This window comes from Nocardia sp. NPDC058519 (assembly GCF_042719755.1).
GTDB lineage: Bacteria > Actinomycetota > Actinomycetes > Mycobacteriales > Mycobacteriaceae > Nocardia.
Window position 1 is genome coordinate 47060 of the sequence record NZ_JBHXNK010000033.1, and the last position, 21919, is coordinate 68978.

Annotated in this window: 9 protein-coding genes; 3 read left to right on the forward strand and 6 right to left on the reverse strand. The window is 67.5% G+C overall.

The genetic code is table 11. From position 1 onward, the window contains the following. Positions 1 to 223 precede the first annotated feature (223 nt). Positions 224 to 13429: an amino acid adenylation domain-containing protein gene (locus ACFWPK_RS28665; protein WP_378920973.1), complete on the forward strand. Its 13206-nt coding sequence runs from the start codon at positions 224 to 226 to the stop codon at positions 13427 to 13429. 365 nt (positions 13430 to 13794) lie between these two features. On the opposite strand, the gene ACFWPK_RS28670 is transcribed toward ACFWPK_RS28665, so the two are convergent. Together ACFWPK_RS28670 and ACFWPK_RS28675 are read right to left on the reverse strand one after the other, a co-directional pair. Beyond that, on the reverse strand, positions 13795 to 14007 hold the full coding sequence (locus ACFWPK_RS28670) for a hypothetical protein (protein WP_378920997.1): 213 nt from the start codon (positions 14005 to 14007) through the stop codon (positions 13795 to 13797). A 135-nt stretch (positions 14008 to 14142) separates the two neighbouring features. Then, a complete protein-coding gene (locus ACFWPK_RS28675) occupies positions 14143 to 15264 on the reverse strand; it encodes a lipase family protein (RefSeq protein ID WP_378920975.1) in 1122 nt (373 codons plus the stop codon). A 449-nt stretch (positions 15265 to 15713) separates the two neighbouring features. Between ACFWPK_RS28675 and ACFWPK_RS28680 the strand changes: the two genes are divergently transcribed. Together ACFWPK_RS28680 and ACFWPK_RS28685 are read left to right on the forward strand one after the other, a co-directional pair. Further along, a complete protein-coding gene (locus ACFWPK_RS28680) occupies positions 15714 to 16427 on the forward strand; it encodes a YciI family protein (protein ID WP_378920977.1) in 714 nt (237 codons plus the stop codon). 2 nt (positions 16428 to 16429) lie between these two features. Beyond that, complete coding sequence (locus ACFWPK_RS28685; RefSeq protein WP_378920978.1) at positions 16430 to 17662, forward strand: RNA polymerase sigma factor; 1233 nt, start codon at positions 16430 to 16432, stop codon at positions 17660 to 17662. A gap of 45 nt (positions 17663 to 17707) precedes the next feature. Here the strand turns inward: ACFWPK_RS28685 and ACFWPK_RS28690 are convergent, their stop codons facing one another. From ACFWPK_RS28690 to ACFWPK_RS28705, 4 genes are all read right to left on the reverse strand, one after another. After that, positions 17708 to 17854, reverse strand: a complete 147-nt coding sequence (locus tag ACFWPK_RS28690) for a hypothetical protein (RefSeq protein WP_378920980.1) — start codon at positions 17852 to 17854, stop codon at positions 17708 to 17710. Positions 17855 to 17954: 100 nt separating this feature from the next. Beyond that, entirely contained in the window at positions 17955 to 19034 is a 1080-nt protein-coding gene (locus ACFWPK_RS28695) for an alkaline phosphatase family protein (RefSeq protein WP_378920982.1), read from the reverse strand. A gap of 704 nt (positions 19035 to 19738) precedes the next feature. Continuing rightward, positions 19739 to 20764, reverse strand: a complete 1026-nt coding sequence (locus tag ACFWPK_RS28700) for a hypothetical protein (protein ID WP_378920984.1) — start codon at positions 20762 to 20764, stop codon at positions 19739 to 19741. A 287-nt stretch (positions 20765 to 21051) separates the two neighbouring features. Then, positions 21052 to 21816 carry a hypothetical protein gene (locus ACFWPK_RS28705; RefSeq protein ID WP_378920986.1) on the reverse strand — a complete coding sequence of 255 codons (765 nt, stop codon included), beginning with the start codon at positions 21814 to 21816 and terminating at the stop codon, positions 21052 to 21054. Positions 21817 to 21919 lie beyond the last annotated feature (103 nt).

Genomic DNA, 21919 nt, shown 5'->3' on the forward strand with positions numbered 1-21919 from the left:
CACGCCTACGGCGTCTCCATCTGGGTTAGTCGGCCTGACCACGCCCGGGCCGGCCTCGTGACCCGAACTCAACAGTCCTGGTCGCGCAGCGTCTGCAATACCCTTTCGCTGCGCACCGGGAAGGTCCAGAATTAACTAGCCGCTTGCTGTGCGGCGCAAGTACCGCTACTACCGCGGTAGCTACGGGCGGTCACTACCCGGTGGTTCCTACGTAGGAGCCTTCATGCAACAAATTTTCCCATCGCCCACCGAGACCGGCCCCGATTTACCCGAGGGTGCATTCCCGCTGTCGGCGGCTCAACGCGGCATCTGGTTCGCCCAGCACATCGCGGGCGACATCCCCATCTCCATGGCGCAGTACATCGACCTCGGCGGTCCGGTAGACCCTGAGCTGCTGACGCAGGCGTCGCGCCAGGCCGGTCGCGAGTTCGGCACCGGGTATCTGCGGCTGATCGAGGTCGACGGGTTTCCCTTCCAGTTGGTCGACACCACGCTCGACGATGACCCGGTCGTCCTGGATTTCCGTGGCGATCCCGATCCGGTGGCCGCCGCCCAGGCGTGGATGCGCTCAGAGTACGCGGCGCCGCTGAACCTGACCGTCGATCGCCTGGTCTGTGGCGCCATGCTGCGGATCGCCGACGACCGCTGGTTCTGCTACACGCGGATCCACCACATCGTGCTGGACGGCATGGGTGCGGTGGCCATGGTGCAACGCACCGGCGAGCTCTACAACGCGGCGGTCGATGGCAAGGAACCACCTGCGGCCAAGGCCGAGGATCTCCGCAAGATCGTCGACGCCGATGTGGCCTACCGCCGCTCGGATCGGTTCGTGGCCGACCGGGAGTATTGGCTCGAGCATCTCGACGGGATGGCCGACCCCGTGAGCCTTGCCGGGCGCATCGCCGATGTCGACGCGCAGCCGAGCCGCGTCGCGGGCGCGCTGTCCAGCGACATGGCGGCGGCGCTGGACTCGGTCGCGAAGGCTGCCTCCTCGGGCGTCGCGCCGACCGTCGTCGCCGCGTTCGGCGCGTATCTCGCCGCCATGACCGGAGCCGGAGAGGTTGTGTTGAGCCTTCCCGTCTCGGCGCGCACCACGGCGAGCCTGCGACATTCCGGTGGCATGGTCGCCAATGTCGTCCCGCTGCGGCTCAGCCTGTCGCCGACCACCACTGTCGGCGACGTGATCCGCGCCGCGCAGGCCGAGCTCACCGGCGCGTTGCGGCGGCAGCGGTACCGCCAGGAGGACATCTTTCGCGATCTCGGCTGGCCGTTGGACGAACCCGCGTCGTTCGGGCCGTCGGTGAACCTGATGGTGGTGGACTCCCGGATTCAGCTCGGCGAGGTCACCGGACGGTTGCACGTGCTGACCTCCGGGCTGATCGACGATCTGTTCGTCAACCTGTATCCCGGGGTGGGCGGTGAGAGCACCCACATCGACTTCCAGGCGAACAGAAACCTCTACAGCGACGCCGAATTGGCGACGCAGCACCACCGGTTCCTGCTGTTCCTGCACCGGTTCCTCGCCGCAGGGCCGGACGCGGCGCTCTCGACGGTGCAGATGGTGTCCGACGACGAGCGTGCCGAACTCGTCCCCGTCCACGGGCCGGAAGGTGTGGCACCCCGTTCGCTGCCCGAAATCCTCGCTGCCGGTGCGGCACTCGATCCGGATGCGGTGGCGATCCGCAGCGGCGAGACCACGCTGTCCTACCGCCAGGTCGACGAGTACACGAATCGGCTGGCCCGGCTGCTGATCGCCGCAGGCGCCGGACCGGAACGCCCCGTGGCGATCTCGATTCCGCGTTCGGCGGAGTCGGTGTCGGCGATGATCGCGGTGGCCAAGACCGGCGCGGCCTTCGTGCCGATCGATCCGACCTATCCCACCGACCGGATCGAGCACATGGTCGGCGACAGCGGTGTCGTGTCGGGCGTGACCGTCGCGGCTGCCCGGCAGTCGCTGCCGGACCGGGTGAACTGGCTGATACTCGACGACGAGACAACTCGGCTCGGCGTGGCCGAGCAGGACGCGGCGGCGATCACCGACGCCGAGCGCCGCGCCCCCGTGCACCTGGACCAGGCCGCGTACATCATCTACACCTCCGGATCGACCGGGTTGCCCAAGGGTGTGCTGGTCACGCACCGGGGCTTGGCCGATCTGGTCGCGAGTTCCGGCAGTTGTTTCGGAGTTGATTCCAATTCCGTTGTGGCCCATGCTATCTCGCCGAGTTTCGATATCTCGATCGAGGAGATCCTGGTGACCCTCGCCGCAGGCGCCACCTTGGTCGTCGTGCCGCCGTCGGCCGCTGCGGGCGAGGAGCTGGCTGACATCCTGCGCGCACACCGCGTCACCCATCTCGATGTCACGCCCGCGGTTGCGGCGTCACTGGATCCGGCGACGCTGCCCGACCTGCACACGGTGGTTGTCGGTGGTGAGGTCTGCCCGCCCGAGCTACCGGCGAAGTGGTCCGGGCGGACCCTGCTGAACGGGTACGGCCCGACCGAAACCACCGTGACCGTGAGCGTGAGCGAGGCTCTCACACCCGCCGCACCGATCACCATCGGCAGCCTCCGGTGCGGGGTCTCCGCCGTTGTGCTCGACCCATGGCTGCGACCTGTTCCCCCGAAGACGACCGGTGAGCTGTACATCGCAGGACCGGCAGTGGCGCGCGGCTACCACCAGCGCACCGGACTGACGGCCGGCCGATTCGTCGCGAACCCGTACGCGCCGGGCGCGCGGATGTACCGGACCGGCGATCTGGTGCGCTGGAGCACGCGGGAGGGCAGGCTGGAGCTGGAATACCATGGCCGCAGCGACTTCCAGGTGAAGGTGCGTGGCTTCCGTATCGAGCTGGGCGAGATCGACGCGGTGCTGCAACGGCATCCGGACATCGACTTCACGATCACCCTCGGAACCGAAACCGGTTCCGGCACTACCGCGCTGGTGTCCTATGTGCTCCCCAGACCGGGAGCCGAGGTGGATCCGGAGGCACTGAAAGCGGCTGCCGGTGAATCACTTCCGCACTATATGGTGCCCGCGTACGTCGTGGTGCTGGACAGCATTCCGCTCACTCCGCTCGGCACGATAGATCGCAAGGCTTTGCCCGCACCGGAGACCAGCGTGCATGCGACCGTCGGCCGCGCGCCGTCGACTCCGCGCGAGGAGACACTCGCCGCGCTGTTCGCCGAGGTGCTCGGGCGGGAGGCGGTGGGTGTCGACGACAGCTTCTTCGCGCTCGGCGGGGACAGCATCGGATCGATCCAGCTGGTGTCCCGGGCGAAGGCAGCCGGGCTCGGGTTCGGTGCCCGGGATGTCTTCGAGCGCAAGACTGTTGCCGCGCTGGCCGCTGTCGCCACCGACGTACAGGCGCAGGTGTACGAACTGCCGGGTGGCGGCGCCGGCCCTGTCGAGCTCACACCGATCGTGCACGCGATGCTGGACCACGGGGATACGTGGCGCCGGGCCGGCCAGGCGGTATTGATCGGCCTGCCGACGGGTATCGAGCGGGCGCGACTCGGCGTGGCCCTGCAGGCGCTCATCGACCACCACGACGTACTGCGTTCCTCCTTGCGTCGCACCGATGAAGGCTGGGAATGGGTTGTCGCCGACCGCGGTTCGGTCGATGCCGAGGCGCTACTGGAGGTCGTGGCGGCGGGTCCGGACATCGAGGAGACCTGCGAACGCGCATTGCAGCGCGCTGCCGACCTGCTCGACCCCGCGTCCGGCGTCGTCACGCGGTGTGTCCTGATCGAGCGGGCGGACGCCGATCCCCTGTGTTGGCTGGTCGTGCACCGTCTCGTCATCGACGAGGTCTCCTGGCGAATTCTGCTGCCGGATCTGGCCACAGCGGCGCTGGGCGGCGACCTGGCCCCGGTCGGCACCTCGTTCCGGCGCTGGGCGCACGGTCTGGTCGAGCACGCGGGCGGGCGCGTCGACGAACTTCCGATCTGGCAGCGCGTTCTGGCGACACCCGATCCGGCACTCGGCTCCGGCACCCTGGATCCCGCGGTCGATGTGGTCGCCACCCTGGCGCATCGCCAAAGCGCCATCGCACCGGATATCGCGCATACCGTGCTCACCACCGCGGCCGACCGATTCCATTGCAGCGCTGACGATGTGCTGCTCACCGCACTCATGATGGCACTGGGTCGGTGGCGCGACCGGACCTCCGCACTGTTCACGCTGAAGAGCGACGGCCGTGTAGAGGATATCGAGCCCGGCGACCGAGTCGCGCGCACGGTGGGCTGTTTCACCAGCGAGTACCCGGTGGCCGTCGACCTGACCGGTATCGACCTGACCGACGCGTTCGCGGGCGGCGCCGCGGCAGGCGCCGCGATCAAGGCCACCAAGGAGCAGTTGCGCGCGTTGCCCGGCAAGGGTATCGGCTTCGGCATGTTGCGCTATCTGAACGCCGACACGCTCGCGGGCGCACCCACCCCGCAGATCAGCTTCGACTACCTGGGCCGGGCGATGACCGACGGCGGGCCGGGAGCCTTTCTCCCGCAACGCTTCGCGGAAACTCGAGACGACCGGATGCCGTCGGCCGTCGTTGTCGATGTCAGCGCCGTCCTGACCGACACCGGCCTGGAAATGACCTGGATCTACGCCTCTCGATTGCTCGACGCCGCCGACGTGGACGAGCTCGCCGGACTGTGGACCGACGCAGTGCGGGCACTCGCCGACCATGCCGGGTCCGCGAGTCCTGGTGGTCACACACCGTCCGATTTCGACCTCGTGCCGGTGACCCAGCAGCAGATCGACGGGTGGGAACACAGCTATCCGAATATCGCCGACGTGTGGCCGCTCTCGCCACTGCAGGAGGGCATGCTGTTCCACTCGCTGTACGACCCGAACACCGCCGACAGCTACACGGTGCAGTCGATCCTCACCCTGGCGGGCGCGGTGGATGCGTCCCGCTTGCGTACCGCCGCGCAGGCATTGGTGGCGCGGCACGACATCCTGCGGGTCGCGTTCGTGGAAACCGGCGAGGGCCCGCGCCAGCTCGTTCTCGCCGATGCCGAACTCCGCTGGCAGGATCTGGATCTCACCGACATCGCGGACGACGATCTGCGGCAACAGGAGCTGGATCGAGTGATCGCCGTGGATGCGCGCACCCGATTCGATCTCACCCGGCCACCGCTGTTGCGCTTCCTGCTCATCCGGACCGCCGGCGACATCTACCGCCTCGTGGTGACCAATCATCACCTCGTGCTGGACGGTTGGTCGGGGCCGCTGCTCGTCCGCGAGTTGCTGACGCTCTACCTCACCTCGGGCGAGGCCGCCGCACTGCCGCCCGCACACTCCTACCGGGAGTTCCTGACCTGGCTGCGCACACAGGACAGCGCGGCATCCGTCGCCGCATGGGCGCAATCGCTGGCGGGGGTGGATACGCCGACCCGCGCGGTCCCGGCCCTGGTCGGGGTCGAGTCCACCGAGACCGGGACGGCCACCATCGATCTGTCCCACGGCACGGTCACTCGGTTGGCGACGGCCGCAAGCGAATCCGGCGCAACGGTGAACACCCTGGTGCAGGCCGGCTGGGCGATGGTGCTGGCCATGCTGACCGGCCGGGCCGATGTCGTGTTCGGCGCGACGGTTTCCGGCAGGCCACCGGAGCTGGCGGGCGTCGAGGAAATGGTCGGCCTCTTCATCAATACGCTGCCGGTACGCGTGCGACTCGATCCCGCGGAGCGCGTGGCCGAGCTGCTGGCCCGGCTGCAGGCCGAACAGGCCCGGTTGATGGACCACCAGCAGGTCGGGCTCGCGGCCATCCACCAGGCGACCGGCCTTACCGAATTGTTCGACACGTTGGTCGTTTTCGAATCCTTTCCGATCGACCGGGAAACGCTGCTGTCGCAGACGCTCGACATCGCGGGGATGCGGGTGCTCGACGTCGAAGGCACCGACGTGGCGCCTTACCCGTTGAGCCTCATGGTCATTCCGCTGCGCGGCAGCGAGGGACACGACACCCTGCGAATCACTGTGCAGTGCATGGCCGAACAACCCGGTCCCCTGGCGGCACGGCCACTGCTGAATCGCTTCGTCCGGCTGCTGACCCAGCTCGCCGAGAACCCACGCACCCTGGTCGCACAGCTGCAGTACTGCGACGACGCGGAACGCGCCGCGCTGTTGCCGGTCCGCGGACCGGAGTCGGTACCGGTGCGGACCCTGCCCGATATCCTCGCCGACGGCGCGCGCGTCGACAGCGACGCCATCGCGGTCAGCGCGGGCGCGCGCACCATGTCCTACGGCGAACTCGACGCACGCTCCAATCGCCTCGCCCGGATACTGCTCCGCCAGGGCATCGGCCCTGAGGTGTTCGTCGTGCTCGCCCTCACCCGATCGCTGGAATCGGTGATCGCGATATGGGCGCTGGCCAAGACGGGCGCGGCCTTCGCACCGGTGGATCCCGGCTATCCGGTGGATCGGATCGAGCGCATGATCACCGACTCGAAGGCGTCGATCGGTGTGACGGTGACCGCGATCCACGAAACGCTGCCGGGCACCGTCGACTGGCTGCTGCTCGACGACCCACGCTCGGCGATGACGGTCTCCGACGCTCCCATCACCGACGAGGAGCGCGGCGGCCCCATCGATATCGATCAGACGGCCTACCTGATCTACACCTCGGGATCCACCGGCAAGCCGAAAGCTGTGCTGCTCAGCCATCGCGGCGTCGCGAATCTGGTCGCGGCCCAACAGGAGTCGTTCGAGCTGGGTTCGACGGCAAGCCCGCTACTGCTGTCCTCACCGAGCTTCGACGGATCTATTTCCGAGCTGCTGACCGCGCACGCGGCGGGCGGCAGGCTCGTGGTCTCGCCGCCGGATGTCTACGGTGGCGCCGAGCTGGACCGGCTGCTGCGCGCCGAACGGGTGACACACGCGGTCGTCACGCCATCAGTGCTGGCCACGATGGACCCCAGCGGTATGGACCACCTGCGCGTGGTCTCGGTCGCCGGTGAGGCCGCGACACCGGAACTGATCGAGCGATGGTCGGTGGGCAGGCGAATGGCGAACCTGTACGGCCCCACCGAATTCAGTATCTCGGCGACCTGGTCCGCCGAACTCGTCGCGGGCGAGCCGATCACGATCGGCGGGCCGATCCGCGGTGCCGCCACCATGGTGCTCGACGCCTGCCTTCGCCCGGTTCCGGTTGGCATCGCCGGTGAGCTGTACCTGGCCGGTCCGGCGCTCGCCCGCGGGTACTTCAACCGGTTCGCGATGACCGCGGAACGCTTCGTCGCCAACCCGTGCGGAGAGCCGGGCGAGCGGATGTATCGGACCGGCGACATGGTGCGCTGGATCACCGGCAACGGCGCCCTCGAGCTGGAGTATCTGGGCCGCAGCGACTTCCAGGTCAAGATCCGCGGCATTCGGATCGAGCTGGGCGAGATCGACGCGGCGCTGTCGCGCGACGAACAGGTCGGGTACGCGGTGACGATCGGACGCGCGGGCCCGGCGGGGGCGACCGCACTGGTGTCATATGTGCTGCCCGCGCAGGGGGTGGAGTTGGATACCGCGCGGCTGCGTGCGCAGCTGGCCACGGAACTGCCCGGATATATGGTGCCCGGCTACGTCGTTGTGCTGGATTCGATTCCGCTCACCCCGGTCGGCAAGCTGGACCGCGAAGCCCTTCCGGTACCCGACTTCTCGGACACACAACATCCGTATCTGGCGCCGCGCACCCCGCTGGAAGAAACCGTCGCCGGAGTGTTCGCCGATGTGCTCGGCACCGAACAGGTGAGCGTCGACCGGTCGTTCTTCGAGCTCGGCGGCGACTCGCTGAGCGCGACCCAGGTTGTCGCCCGGCTGAATTCGGCGCTCGGGTCCGCCGTCACCCTGCGTGATCTGTTCGACGCGCCCACCGTAGGGCAACTGTCGGCCCGGGTCGTCCCGGCCACCGACGGCAAGCCCGAACCCATCGCCCTCACCCCGCGGATCCATCCTGCCCGGATCCCGCTGTCGCCGGCGCAACAGCGCATGTGGGTGCTCAACCGCATGGATCCGACGTCGCCCGCGTACAACATCGCGGTCGCGCTCCGGCTCACCGGCGAACTGGACGTGGATGCCATGCGGCGCTCGCTCGCCGATGTCATCGGCAGGCACGAGACTCTGCGCACCATCTACCCCGCCGACGAGGACGGACCACACCAGGTGGTGATCACCGCCGAGGTCGCCGCGCCGGACATCACGGTGCTCGACACCGAAGATGGCGCACCGCTACGCGATCGGATCAACACAGTGGCGGACAAGGGATTCGATCTCGCCGAGGAACCACCGCTGCGCGTAAGCATCTTCCGCGTCACCGCACCTGGTCCCTCCATGAGCGGCGCTGAGGACACCGCGAGTTCCGCGCCGGTCCACGTGGTCGTCCTGGTGGTGCATCACATCAGCGCCGACGGCGCGTCGATGGCGCCTCTCGCCACCGACGTGGTCGCCGCCTACGCGGCGCGGACGGCGGGAGCCGACCACACTCGGGTGCCGCTTGCCGTCCAGTACGCCGACTTCACACTCTGGCATCGCGAGTTGCTCGGCAGCGAGTCCGATCCGGAATCGACTGCCGCGCAGCAGATCCGATACTGGACCGACATCCTCACCGGCGCGCCGGACCAGCTCGAGCTGCCCGCCGACCGCCCACGACCCGCAGTGCAGTCGATGCGCAGCGCCGACTACCCCTTCACCATCGACGCCGAACTGCACGCCGCCCTGGTGGAATTCGCGGCCGCGCACAACGTCACCCTGTTCATGGTCGCCCACGCCACGCTGGCGGTCCTGTTGGCCCGGCTCGGCGGCACCGACGACGTGGTGATCGGCACCGCGATCGCCGGCCGCGGCGAACGGGCGCTGGACGAGCTCGTCGGCATGTTCGTCAACACGCTGGCACTGCGCACTCCGGTCGACCCGAGCGCCCGGTTCACCGAGTTCCTCACCGCGGTCCGGGCGGTCGATCTGGACGCGTTCGCCCATGCCGACGTGCCGTTCGAGCGGCTGGTCCAGGTGCTGAACCCGAGCCGGTCGACCGCGCACCATCCGCTGTTCCAGGTGTTGCTGAACCTGCAGAACTTCGTCGAGCCCGCACTCGAACTACCCGGCCTGCGGTTCGAGGTGGAGGATTTCGACCGAACTTCCTCGCAGTTCGACCTGACGCTCGTCCTGCGCGTGCCCTTCGGGGAGACGGGACCGGTCGGCCTTGACTGCGTCCTGACCTACGCGACTGACCTGTTCGATCCGGCGACGGTGGCGGCGCTCGTCACCCGGTGGCGCCGCGTGCTCGCCACCGTCCTCGCGCAGCCGGGGGTGCGCATCGCCGATGTCGACATCCTCGACGACACCGAGCGCAGCACTCTGGTGCCGGTGCGCGGACCCGAAAGTTCCGGGACGGCAACACTTCCGCAGCTGCTCGCCGCCTCCGTCGCGCAGTTCCCGGAGCGTCCTGCCCTGGTCGTCGCCGGACATACAACGACGTACCGGGAGGTGGACGCGCACACCAACCGGCTGGCGCGGCTGTTGCTGGAAGCGGACGCAGGCCCGGAAACCGTGGTGGCGCTCGGTCTCCCCCGTTCGGCCGAACTACTCACCGGTGTGTGGGCGGCCGCGAAGATCGGGGCGGCCTTCCTGCCGGTCGACCCGAAGTACCCGGCGGAACGGATCGATCACATGCTGACAGATTCCGGCGCCCGAGTCGGTCTCACCGTCGCCGCCTGCCGGTCGATGCTGCCGGACAGCACGAACTGGCTCGTGCTCGACGACCTCGAGGTGGTGGAGCGCTGGTCCCGTGCGCGCGGCACCGCCGTGCGCGACAGCGAACTGCCCACACCGATCCGGCCGGACAATCCGGCGTGGCTGATCTACACCTCCGGCTCGACCGGAACACCCAAGGGCGTCTCGGTCCCCCATCAAGGCATCGCCGACATGGTCGCGGCGCAGCGCGAAGTGCTCGGCCTCGACGAACACTCGCGGGTCCTGCAGGTCGCCTCACCGAGTTTCGACGCATCGGTATTCGAGGCCGTCATGGCGTTCGGTACCGGCGGCACAGCGGTGGTGTCGCCGCCGGATGTGTTCGGCGGCAGCGCACTCGCCGAGCTGATCGAGGCCGAACGGGTGACCCACATGGTGATCACGCCGTCGGCGCTGGCCACCCTCGATCCCGCCGAGGTGCCGAGCGTGCGGGTGCTCGCGGTCGCCGGTGAGGCTGTCGGAGCCGAACTCGTCGATCGCTGGGCGGCGGACCGCACGATGGTCGACCTGTACGGACTGAGCGAATCCACCATCTGGACAACGGCTTCCGCTCCCCTAGCCGTCGGCGCGCCGGTCTGCCTCGGTACGCCGATACAGGGCGCGGCCGTGCTTGTCCTCGACAATCGGCTGCGCCCGGTTCCGGTCGGCGTCGCGGGTGAGCTGTACCTCGCCGGACCCGCCCTGGCCCGCGGTTACCACGCCCGGCCGAGCCTGACCGCCGCCCGCTTCCTCGCGAATCCCTTCGGCGCAGCGGGAGAACGGATGTTGCGCACCGGCGATCTGGTGCGCTGGACGCGTCGCGCGGCGAACGTGGAGCTGGAGTACATCGGCCGCACCGACTTCCAGGTCAAGGTGCGCGGACAACGTATCGAGCTCGGCGAGATCGACGCCGTGCTCGGGCGCGCCGACGGCGTCGACTTCGCGGTGACGCTCGGTGTCCCCGGGCCCACGGGGACATTGGCTCTGGCGGCCTACCTGGTGCGCACGCCGGGAGCCGAGCTCGACCTCGGGCGGGTTCGTGCCCTCGCGGACGGCACCCTGCCCGCGCACATGGTGCCGTCCGCTTTCGTTGTGCTGGAAGCGATTCCACTCGATCCCGTCGGCAAACTCGACCGGAAGGCGCTGCCCGCGCCGGAATTCACGGTCGAACGGACCGCGTATCGGGCGCCGTCGACACCCACCGAGGAAGCCTTCGCCAGGATCTTCGGTCAGCTGCTCGGTCTCGACACGGTGGGCGCCGACGACTCGTTCTTCGCCCTGGGCGGCGACAGCATCCTCGCCATCCAGCTGGTGTCGCGGGCCAAGCTGGACGGCATCCGTTGCACGCCGCTGCAGGTCTTCGAGCACCGCACGGTGGCGGCGCTCGCCACTGCCGCCGACGCCGCGGGCGCGGTAGTGTCGCTCGACGAGCTGCCCGGTGGGGGTGTGGGCGATATGCCCGTTCCGCCGATCGTGCACTACATGCTGGAGCGCGGCGGCAACTACGACCGCTTCGCGCAGACCGCGGTGCTGGAACTGCCGGTCGGCATCGACCGAGCCCAGATCGTCGGCACCCTCGCGGCCGTCGTCGATTGGCACGACATGCTGCGCGCACGGCTGACGACCGCCGAGAACGGTGCGCCACGACTACTGGTCGGCGAACCGGGCTCGGTCGACGTGGACGCACTCCTGCATCGCATCGAGTTCGACGCGGCCGGCTCCGTCGAGCTGCGCGAATATGCGGTGACCGAGCTCGATTCCGCGATGAACCGGCTCGATCCGGCGAACGGGACTGTGCTGCAGTTCGTCTGGCTCGACCCGGTGGGCGACGCGGGAACACAGACCAGGGCGGGCCGACTCGTCGTGGTGGCACATCACTTGGTTATCGATGGCGTCTCCTGGCGCATCCTGGTGCCGGATCTGATCGCCGCCTGGGCACAGCTTTCGGTCGGCAACACCCCGGTCCTCGCCGAGACGGGCACCTCGATGCGGCGCTGGTCGCACGCACTGGCCGACGAATCACGCACGGACAGCAGGGTTTCCGAACTCGAATACTGGCGGCGGGTTGTCGAGGGCACTGACCCGCTGATCGGTCCCCGCGAGCTCGACGCCACGGTCGATCAGACGCACACACTGCGCATGGTCGAACGCGAAGTAGCCGCCGACGTCACCAACGCGCTGCTCACCACGCTGCCCGGCCTCTTCCACGGTGGCGTCGACGACGCGCTGCTCGCCACCCTGGCGCTCGCGCTGATCCGCTGGCGGGGCGAGGCCACCGACACCGCGCTGATTCGGCTCGAAGGCCATGGCAGACAAGAGGAAGTAGTCCCCGGCGCCGACCTGTCCCGCACGATCGGCTGGTTCACCAGCATCTACCCGGTGCGGCTCGACCTCACCGGCATCGATGTCGACGACGCGTTTGCCGGCGGCCCTGCCATCGGCGCGGCGATCCGCACGGTGAAGCATCAGCTGCTCGCGGTGCCGGACAAGGGCATCGGGTTCGGCCTGCTGCGCTACCTGAATCCCACGACGGCGGCACACCTTCCGGCCCGCCTGCCCGGCCACATCAGCTTCAACTACCTGGGCCGCTACTCGACCGGCGGCATCCCCGCCGGACTGGAAGGCCTTGGCTGGCTGCCCACCGACGAACTCGGCGACCTGCACGGTGCCGAACATCCGGACGTGCCACTGCAATCCGCGATCGATGTGAGCGCGGTGGTCGTCGGTGACCGGCTGCAGGCGAGCTTCGGCTTCCCCGCGACACTGCTAGAACAGAAGGCGGTGGCCGAGCTGGCCGACCTGTGGATCGACGCGCTCGGCGCGGCCGCGTATTTCGCCGAGACCCCGGCCGCCCAGACCGCCGCCGCCGAGGAATCCGCGGCGGCAGCCGTCACACCGGTCCAGGGCGGACTCGGTCTCGATGTGCTGCTGCCCATCCGGCTCGGCGGCACCGAGCCGGCTCTGTTCTGCATCCACCCGTCGTCCGGAGTCTCCTGGACCTACCTCGGATTCGCGGAGGCGCTGCGCCCCGGCCGACCGATCTACGGCCTGCAGGCTCCGGATCTCGAGGGCCGTGAACCACCCGCCCGGTCGATCGAGGACTTCGCCGACCGGTACATCCGCGAGATCCGCGTCGTGCAGCCCGAGGGTCCGTATCACGTGCTCGGCTGGTCGTCCGGCGGCCTCATCGCGCACGCCATCGCGACCAAGCTCCGGGAGGCGGGCGACACGGTCGGTGTCGTCGCGCTCCTGGACGCCGATACCGCCGACATCGACGGTGACAGCATCGAGCAACTCACCGCGGGCGGCTTCGTCAACGCGTTCGGCTCGGTCATCGGCATCCACGACGTGCCCGCCGAGGCGACCGCACAGGAAGCCGCCGAGGCGATCCGCGAGCGACTCGGTGGCGTAACGCTGATCGACGCCGACACCCTCGAACGGCTGGCCGCGTCGTACAACGCATCGGCCCGAACCAGAACCGGATACCGGCGCCCCGTGTTCGACGGCGACATCCTGTATTTCAGCGCGACCGTCGACACCTCCGACATCTTCGGCCCGGACGGCTGGCGTCCCTATGTGACCGGCGAAATCAGCAACCACGACATCGAGGTCACCCACTACGAAATGACCGCACCCCACGTACTGCCGATCATCGCGCGCGTGCTCGACGAACATCTGGAAGGCAAGTCTCGGGCGACCACGAGAACAACGGCGTAACTCCGAATTGGGCGGATTCAACTGGTTGTTCGCAACGTTTGCGGTTGCCTTTGGGAGCGGGGTCGATGAGCTGGTCGCCCACCGCTCAGTTGACAGAGTGTGACAGGTCCGGTGACAGAGTGTGACAGGTCCGGCGAGCGAGCCCTCCTCGAGTATCTGTCACGCCGATCCTCGACTCCTGCCCGATGATCGTTCTGCAGTCCGTTCACCGACTGTGGCCCGGATCCTCTCCGCCCCTGTCCGCCACCGATTGCATGCCGCGAGTCTGCAGGACCGCGCACACGTCATCCGTGTCGACCATGACCGGAGGGCTGGCATTTCCAGCCAGTACCTGGTCCGCGCAGACCAGGGTGTTCCGGGGTCCCTTAGGCGTAAAGCTCCTGGATCTCGGCGGCGTACTTCGTGGAAATCGGCTTGCGCCGCAACTTCAGCGTCGGCGTGAGCTCGGCACCGCCGGGCTCCCAGAACGCCGGTAGCACGGTGAACTTCTTGATCTGTTCGACTCGTGCGAGGCGGGCATTGCCGCTGGAGTACGTGAAGATCGGATGGATTCTCGACCCGAGGCGCATCGCGAACACTGGCGACGCACCCCTGAGCCCTCGCGATCGACCCGGCTCTTCATCGACACCGCGCTCACTGTTTCGCACGGCTGACGGCTTCCATGCTGTCAGTTCCGGTTCGTTGCGGAGCCTGCGGCAGAAAGCTTCTCGCGATCAGCAGGTACTCGCACCCGGTCGTCCTGCGAGGCGGTCACCCATCCATTGCAGGGCGCCAGGCAGGGACAGCGGGCTGGTGGCGACGTGGGAGACGCCGAGGCCGATCGGCTCACCGGGCAGAGGCAGTTCGCGATAAGTCACGGCCGCACCCTGCGCGCACCAATCGGCAGCACCCTGCCGCGCCGAGTAGGTCGGGACCAGTTCGTCGTGCGCGGTGGCCTGGACCAGGACCGGCGCATTGGGGCGGAGTCCCCCGGTCCGGTCAGCGCCGAGGTGCGCCGCCCAGCCAGGATCGGACAACAGCGCATCGGCAACGGTCTGTCCGGTAGTGGTCCAAGTTCGGGTATCCCGAAACCCTTGCGTAAGAACGGTTTCAGCCACGCACTGCCCGGAAGTATCGGCAAGCATCTGCTTTCCGGCATCGTTGAACAACCGCTGGATCGCCGCGCCGAGTGCGGGATACTCCTCGACGGCACCGTTGATGTAATAGCCCATCGCCCCGGTGAGAGCACCACCTTCGAAGCGACGCAATTCCGCCTCCACACTCACCACCGGCGCACCCGCATAGGTCCCCGCCAACGGAAGTTCAGGAGCGTAGTCAGCGGCCAGCTCAGCCGCCGCCGCAACCGAACCGCCACCCTGCGAATATCCCCAGAGCCCCACGGGCGCAGCGGGTTCCAGCCCCGAGCCCGCGAGGTTGCGCGCGGCGCGCGCGGCGTCAAGAACAGCGTGACCGGAAGCCTCCCGGGAGAAATAGGTGTGCGCACCGGGCGTGCCGAAGCCCTGGTGATCGGTGACCACAACGGCGGCACCGAGCGCGAGCAGCGGGTAGATCGCCGCGTACTGCTCATACTGCACACCGAGGTCAAGTCCGCCGTTGTACTGCGCCAGGTAAGCCAGAGTATTCGACGGCGCACACTGATCACCTTGCCCCTGCGTCCCGGGAGCGACCACGATCACCGGCCGTACCCCCGGTCCCTGCCAGGGCAGGGTCGGACGCAGAAACGCACCGGTCACCGGAATCGCGGCACCGTTGCGATCGGTGCTCGCATACATGAGCCGAGTCGTGTCGGCCGGAATCGGCCCGCCACCTCCAGGCAGAGTGATCGGCAACGACATCGGCTCATTCTTGATAACCGCCCCTGGCGTGGCCGGGACACTCGGCGGGTTCGCATAGAAGGCCATATCTCCAACAGGACCCAGCGGCGGCTCGGCCCCCACCGGAGAGAACCACCCGATCCCACCGACAAGAACCGCGACCGCAACACTCCCAACCCTGCCCCGAACCCTCACCATTCCGCCTTCGCTGCGAACATCAACTATTGACTCGGAGCCAATATATGAAGGATGGGTCGACCCGGTACCGGAATCGGCAATATCACTGACCGCAATACCCGGCCGCCGGAGGCGATCTCGCCCAGGTCGATCACGATGCCGCAGCACACTGGTCGTTCAGCCGAAACCGATCGGAGAAAATCTCCCAGATCCCGGTGTGGAGAACACCCCGTGCGGTTCGTCGTCCTGGTAGAAGGGGTGATCAGCCCCTCGCATCGAGGAAGGATGACGCCATGCACTATCTGGTCACACTGATCGGACGCGAAGACACTCCCGCCGCACGACCCGGTACCCCGGAGTTCGACGCCGAGGTCACCCGGTACGCGGAATTCGAGGAGAAGGAGGGCGCGGCCGTCGCGGGTGGCGCGGCACTGTTCCCGTCCGCGGAGGCGATCCAGGTACGGCGCTCGGCCGGACAGACCCTGGTCACCGACGGCCCGTTCACCGAGCAGGCCGAGGTGGTGGGCGGGTTCTACGTGTTCGAAGCCGCCGATCTGGACGAGGCGATTCGCCTGGCGCGGCAGTTGCCCGCCGTGGAGAGTGACGCGGTAGAGGTGCGCCCGCTCGTCGAGTGGTTACCGCACGACACCCCGCGCGCGGACTGGTGGATGGCACTGCTGTGGGAGCAGCCCGCGGCGGTGGTCGAGCCGGAGACGCCGGAGTGGGAGGCGATGGCGGTCGAGCACGCGCGGTTCGGCGAGAAGTACGCCGAGGCCCTCCGCGGCGGCGGAGCGTTGCGACCACCGTCCACCGCCACCACTGTGCGGGTGCACGACGGGCAAGTTCTGCTGACCGATGGCCCCTATCCCGAGTTCGCCGAGGTGGTCGACGGGCTCTATCTGTTCACCGCCGAGGGACGTGACCGAGCCGCCGAGATCGCGTCGGCCATTCCGCTCGGTGCCGGCGGGCGCGCCGAGGTTCGTCAGATCGTCGACTTGGACGCCTGAGCGTGCACATCGGCCCGGCCGTGCCGATCGATGCGGTCTACCGTGCAGAATTCGGCCGGGCCGTCGCGACGGTGGCCGCGTTGACCGGGGATATCGGACTCGCCGAGGACGCGGTGCAGGAGGCGTTCGCCGACGCGGTGCGCACCTGGCCCGAGCGCGGGTGGCCCGCCAATCCGGGCGCGTGGATCACCACCGCCGCCCGTCATCGCGCGCTCGACCGGCTGAGGCGCGAATCGGCGAGGGCGGACAAGGAACACGGCGCGGCGCTGCTGCGCGCACCGGTCGAGGAGGTCGAGGTGTCACCCGTGACCGACGACCAGCTGCGGATGATCTTCACCTGCTGCCACCCGGCGCTCTCGCCACCATCACAGGTGGCGTTGACGCTGCGCCTGGTGTGCGGTCTGCACACCGCCGAGATCGCCCGCCTGTTCCTGCAACCGGAACACACTGTCGCGCAACGACTCTCCCGAGCGAAGGCCAAGATCCGCCACGCCGGTATCCCGCTGCGGGTACCGCCACCGCACCTGCTCCCCGACCGTGTACCGGTGGTGCTGGCATGCGTGTATCTGATGTTCACCGAAGGGTATTCGGCGACATCGGGTCCCACCGCCGTCCGTGACGAACTGTGCGACGAAGCAATCCGGCTCGGTCGACTGGTATGTGGGCTACTGCCCGATGAAACGGAGGCACGAGCGCTGCTCGCGCTGCTGCTGTTGCAGGACAGCAGGCGCGCCCAACGGCGTTCGGATGAAGAGGAATTGGTCCCCCTGGAAGACCAGGACCGCACACGATGGAACCACGCGGCCATCGCCGCCGGTTTGTCCTGCCTGGACTCGGCCGCCGACGGCGCCGGACCATACCTCGCGCAGGCGCGCATCGCCGCCGCACATGCGAGCGCCCCGAGCTGGTCCGAAACAGATTGGAACGCAGTACTTTCCGGCTACGACGAACTACTCGCGTACATCGAGTCTCCCGTCGTCCGTGTGAACCGCGCCGTGGCCGTCGGTTTCGCACACGGCTTCCCCGCCGGACTCGCGGCTCTCGACGAAGTCGCGGCCGACCCGCGCCTGGTCGGCACACACCTGGTCAGCGCCACCCGCGCCGACCTGCTGCGCCGCGCGGGCCGCCCGCGCGAGGCGGCCGAGCACTACCGGGCCGCATTGACGATGGTCACCAACGATCAGACCCGCCGTTTCCTGGCGCGCCGCCTCGCCGAGGTCGAGGCCGAACGCTGAGCACTCAGGGATCACGTCGGATCCGGCCGACAGACGTCGCGCCGATCAGGTAACGATCTCAGCGATGAGACCGCCGACGAGCGTGCCGGCCGCGCCGCCGATGAACAGCCCGGCGAGGGCATGCCCGGACATCAGCTTCTCCAGGGTGAGGGCACTGGTGCGGACCTTGGGTTTACCTACCGAGGTTCGCATCCCACCCGCCGCTCATGGTCGGGTTTCGCAGAATGCGGTCCGTCTGAGTCGAACCAATACAGCTGCACCGCAAACGATTTCAGATCTCGATATCAACGCATCATCTCTCGGACGAACCGCTCGCCGATCCACTCCCCAGGACGCACAACGGATTGTTGACCATGGCCGCCTGAGCCGATCCCGACGACGAACCCGTGATCCCGGAATCGACAGGGGGCGTATTCGGCACCTGTGCCGCCGGGTTGCCCGAGCCGCCCGCCAACATCGACTCGCCGTCGAGATTCGCCGGAGCCGGGACATCGAGCAGAGCCAGCACGGTCGGTGTGATGTCGGCGAGTGTGTACCCATTGTTTTGCGCGCCCGCCGCGAACCCCGGTCCGCGCGCCACCACGAAACTGGCCGTCTCGTAGGCGCTCTGCCCGCCGTGCCCGCCATCCGGCTTGTGCCCATGGTCGGTGGTGACCAGAATCGTCCACCGCTCGTTCGAATGCGATGCCGCCCGCGCGTCCACCGCGGCGGTGATCTGCCCGACCAAGTCGTCCACCCGGCCGATGGCATCGCGATACGCCTGCGGCCAGACTCCGCGCAACGTGTGCCCGACGATGTCCACCTGGTCGAGGTGGGTGAACAGCAGATCGGACCCGTCCTCGGTGATGGCCGAGACGACCTGCGCGGTGGCATCGGAATCCGCGGTGGACTCACAAACCCCCGCACCGGTGGGGTCGATCTGTGTGACGGCCACCCGGTCGGCCTGCGGGCTGCCGGTGCGCGCGATCATGCCGATCTTGTCCCAGGTCCCGATGGAGGCCGTCGACAATGCCGGCCGCGCCCGCTCCACCTGGGTGAACACCGTCGGATACTGCGCGAAAGGTCCTGCGTTGCAGGTGGATCCATTGTCCTGGATCCCGTGCTTGCTGTCCCACACGCCGGTCAGCGCCGTCGCCCAGGAGACACACGACATGGTGGTATGCGGGGCGATGGAGGTTCGTGCCAGCGTGCCCTCCGCGGCCAAGCGGTCGAGGTTGGGGGCATCGGCCGCCGACACCTCACTCCACAGTGTGCCATCGATACCGATGACCACGACCTTGTTCACGACCGGAGCGGCCAGCGAGGGCGCTGCCGCGATGAACGGGACAGCGGCCAGGACTGCGGCCGCGAGTATGCGGTGAGTGCGAGACATGCGCGGCACCGTAGTTGCCGTGCGGCACCGACACACAGCAAATTGGACAATTGACCGATACAGTCCCGGCGACTGGGAAATCCTCCTCGATCCTGCCCTGGTCCCGCAGACCGATGCCAGCCAGACCATCAGGACGACCGAGGGCAATAGAACCGGGACCAGTGGCGATAGCGCACCTATGCCCGGCGTTCACTTCGAACATCCCCTGTTCGGCGTCGAACGAGACGTAGCAGCTTTCCAGGTCTGACAGCTGCTTGGAGACCAGCCCCTGACGTTTATTGACCCTGGTTTCCCTGCTCGAACAACTGCGCGAATTGCGCCACACCTGGAACGTCGACACAGATCCAGCGACTCGAACGGCCGCCGATCACATCATCGCCACCCTCGCAGCCGCCGAACTCTCCATCCGCGACTCCGAAAGTCCCACTGCCGTCGAATAACAGCCTCTACCCCTCGGCATTTAGTCGGCCTAGAACAGCGTCCTGGCGCACCTGTGCTGCGGCACCGGAACATCCTGGGCCACCGGTACACCCATGCCCCCTCCCCTTGTGGTCGAAGTGGTCGATGGGCGAGATGTAGAGCTGCCGGGTTTGCCCGCCGGTGTGTGAACGCGTTACGGCAACTTCGGCCGCCGCTGCTCCCCATCGCCCCTGCGCGCCTTGCCTCGTGGTGCCGGTCGCCGCACGATGACGTTCCCACCCCGATCAGTCCTCCCATCCCGGGAGACGGTCATCATCTGGACCCTCGAACGCATCGACTTCCCAGTACTCGGCGTCCGCCTCGCCGAGGTCGATGTCATTCACCGCCGCCAGCTCAAGATCCTCAGGGCTGTCCAACCACAGATCACAGATAGCGCAATGGAAGGCGTTGGGAAGCCCAAAAGTTTCAACGAAGTAGGCCACCGAATGCGGTCGGTCGCTGTCGTCGATCTGTACCGGCCCCCTGGAGATGTCGTAGAGGGCCCTGCCCTTGCTGCCACACGCCGGACAAGTATGTGGCCTGGTGGTCTGATCACGTTCGACTATCAGAGCGAATGGTTCCATCTGCTCAAGGAGGTGAATGGCGTCAGCACTGCCAGGCGACCGCCAGCGGGTCGCGAAGGTCTTCTTCGCCACCGACAGCGTCCGCTCGTACGCGGTCGCGATCTCCGCATGACGCGAGAGCAGGATTCCATCAGCCCGCTCGCGATATTTGTCGGTCCAGAAGGACTCCCAGTCGCTGGCTTGTCCGAGCTCTACTCTGATCTTCAACAGCATCTCAATTACACCGACTAGATCAGCCAGTGCGCTCTCGTTGGCCTCCTGGCAAGCAAAACCCATGTGCACCGCCGAATCTCGAACCGCCAGTAGCCGGTCCAGGAGGTCAGGTTTGGCCGACTTGAGACTCGACACAGTGAGCTTTGGTGCAAGGTCCTGCTTCAGTAGCCGGTACGCCTCCCGAGCGCCGACCGACTTCAACTCCGGCAAAGGCGATGTGGGATCCAGGGGCTTACCGGCCAGCGTCAACGTGGTCTTATGGTCGGCGTTTCGATCTCGAAGAAGGCCGAAGTCGACCGAGGCCAGCGTTGCCTTGAGCAAGAGCTCGGCCGACACCCCAATCGAGACAGCCTGGTCGAGCAGGTCAAGTGACTCCGTCGACCCGATATTGTCGATCGCACGATGGGCGTGAACACGAGCAGTATCCGTCAGAGCCTTCGGTAGCTCTTCGTACACGATGTCGCCGAGCGCCATAGGCCAGGTGGATCGCGTTACCATCGTGAGGTTCTCCAATGCGAGGCCAAATCGAAAGCGCCGCCCTGACTGTGCGATTGGTCGGCCGCTAGATTCCATCAGAACCTCGACCCGCGGCGATAGTGTTTTTCCTCAGTTCGTGCCGACGCCAGCACCCCGTGCCGAGCCTGACCGGCTTGAAGTACCCGGCTCGGCGCTTCGGCCGGATCGAGACGCTACGGAAACGACCGACCTGGAAGCGGCGACCGTCGCGCAGACGGTGGCACCAACCTCACGGGACAGCACAACTAGTGAATTCCGCCGAAGCTACCGAAGCTGGTGTGAGCGCTAACGTGCACGGTCCGCCCGCGCTGGTCGAGTTCGGTCTGCGGGATAGCGTGTGAACCGCCCCAAGTGTACGGCGTGACTGCGCGCCACCAGGTTTCGAAGTCGACGCCGCTGTCGCGCGCGATCCCTGCCCGGGACTCGTCATCCCAGCGCAGCTCGGACACTCCGGTGTTGCGGCGGACCTCGAGGAGCTTGTCCAGGAGCTCCGTAGTACCCAAGTTGGCGTCGGCCTTGCGAAAGATATGGACCACGCCAGCGTCCCGGTCGACCGTGTAGCCCCACCTGGCTCGTGCGGCCAGGTTGTGTATCTGCTCCCGCTGCTTGCGTGCCTGCTGCTCGGCCTCACGCACCCGCGCGTCGATCTCTTCTAGAACCGGCTGGTACACCTCGCGAATGTGCAGGTTCCGCAGCCGGTAGTTCGCATACGCCCGCCGTGACGCGAGCTCGCGCAGCCAGCGCCCAAATGCCCTCCAGCCGGCTTCCCGGCTCAGCCACCGCATGCCCTCGTGATTGACCTCCACCAAACCGGATTCGTGGAAGAGTTGCGCCTCGGCGTCACGGAGCGCGGCCTCCGCAACCCGCTGGGCATCGGTCCACCGGATGACCTCCTCGGGGTCACCGCGGACCTCGGTGCCGCCTTGCCACGGTCCGTCATCCAGGATCCACGAGCTGCCAAATGCCTGATAACCGGCGCTGGCGTCGCCGACGAAGTACAGGACGAGCATTGTGCCGTGACCCAACCTTCGAAACACCGACCTGCTACTGCGAAGGTAGTAGTGGTGTCGTGTCACCCATACCATCAGCACACTCCATGGCTTCGACTGCGCC

Coding starts and splice junctions, on each gene's coding strand:
- ACFWPK_RS28675 (WP_378920975.1), bottom strand. CDS start 15,264: ATGTCGTTGCCGATCACTCTGCCTGGAGGTGGCGGGCCGATTCCGGCC.
- ACFWPK_RS28665 (WP_378920973.1), top strand. CDS start 224: ATGCAACAAATTTTCCCATCGCCCACCGAGACCGGCCCCGATTTACCC.
- ACFWPK_RS28695 (WP_378920982.1), bottom strand. CDS start 19,034: ATGTCTCGCACTCACCGCATACTCGCGGCCGCAGTCCTGGCCGCTGTC.
- ACFWPK_RS28680 (WP_378920977.1), top strand. CDS start 15,714: ATGCACTATCTGGTCACACTGATCGGACGCGAAGACACTCCCGCCGCA.
- ACFWPK_RS28700 (WP_378920984.1), bottom strand. CDS start 20,764: ATGGCGCTCGGCGACATCGTGTACGAAGAGCTACCGAAGGCTCTGACG.
- ACFWPK_RS28690 (WP_378920980.1), bottom strand. CDS start 17,854: ATGCGAACCTCGGTAGGTAAACCCAAGGTCCGCACCAGTGCCCTCACC.
- ACFWPK_RS28705 (WP_378920986.1), bottom strand. CDS start 21,816: ATGCTCGTCCTGTACTTCGTCGGCGACGCCAGCGCCGGTTATCAGGCA.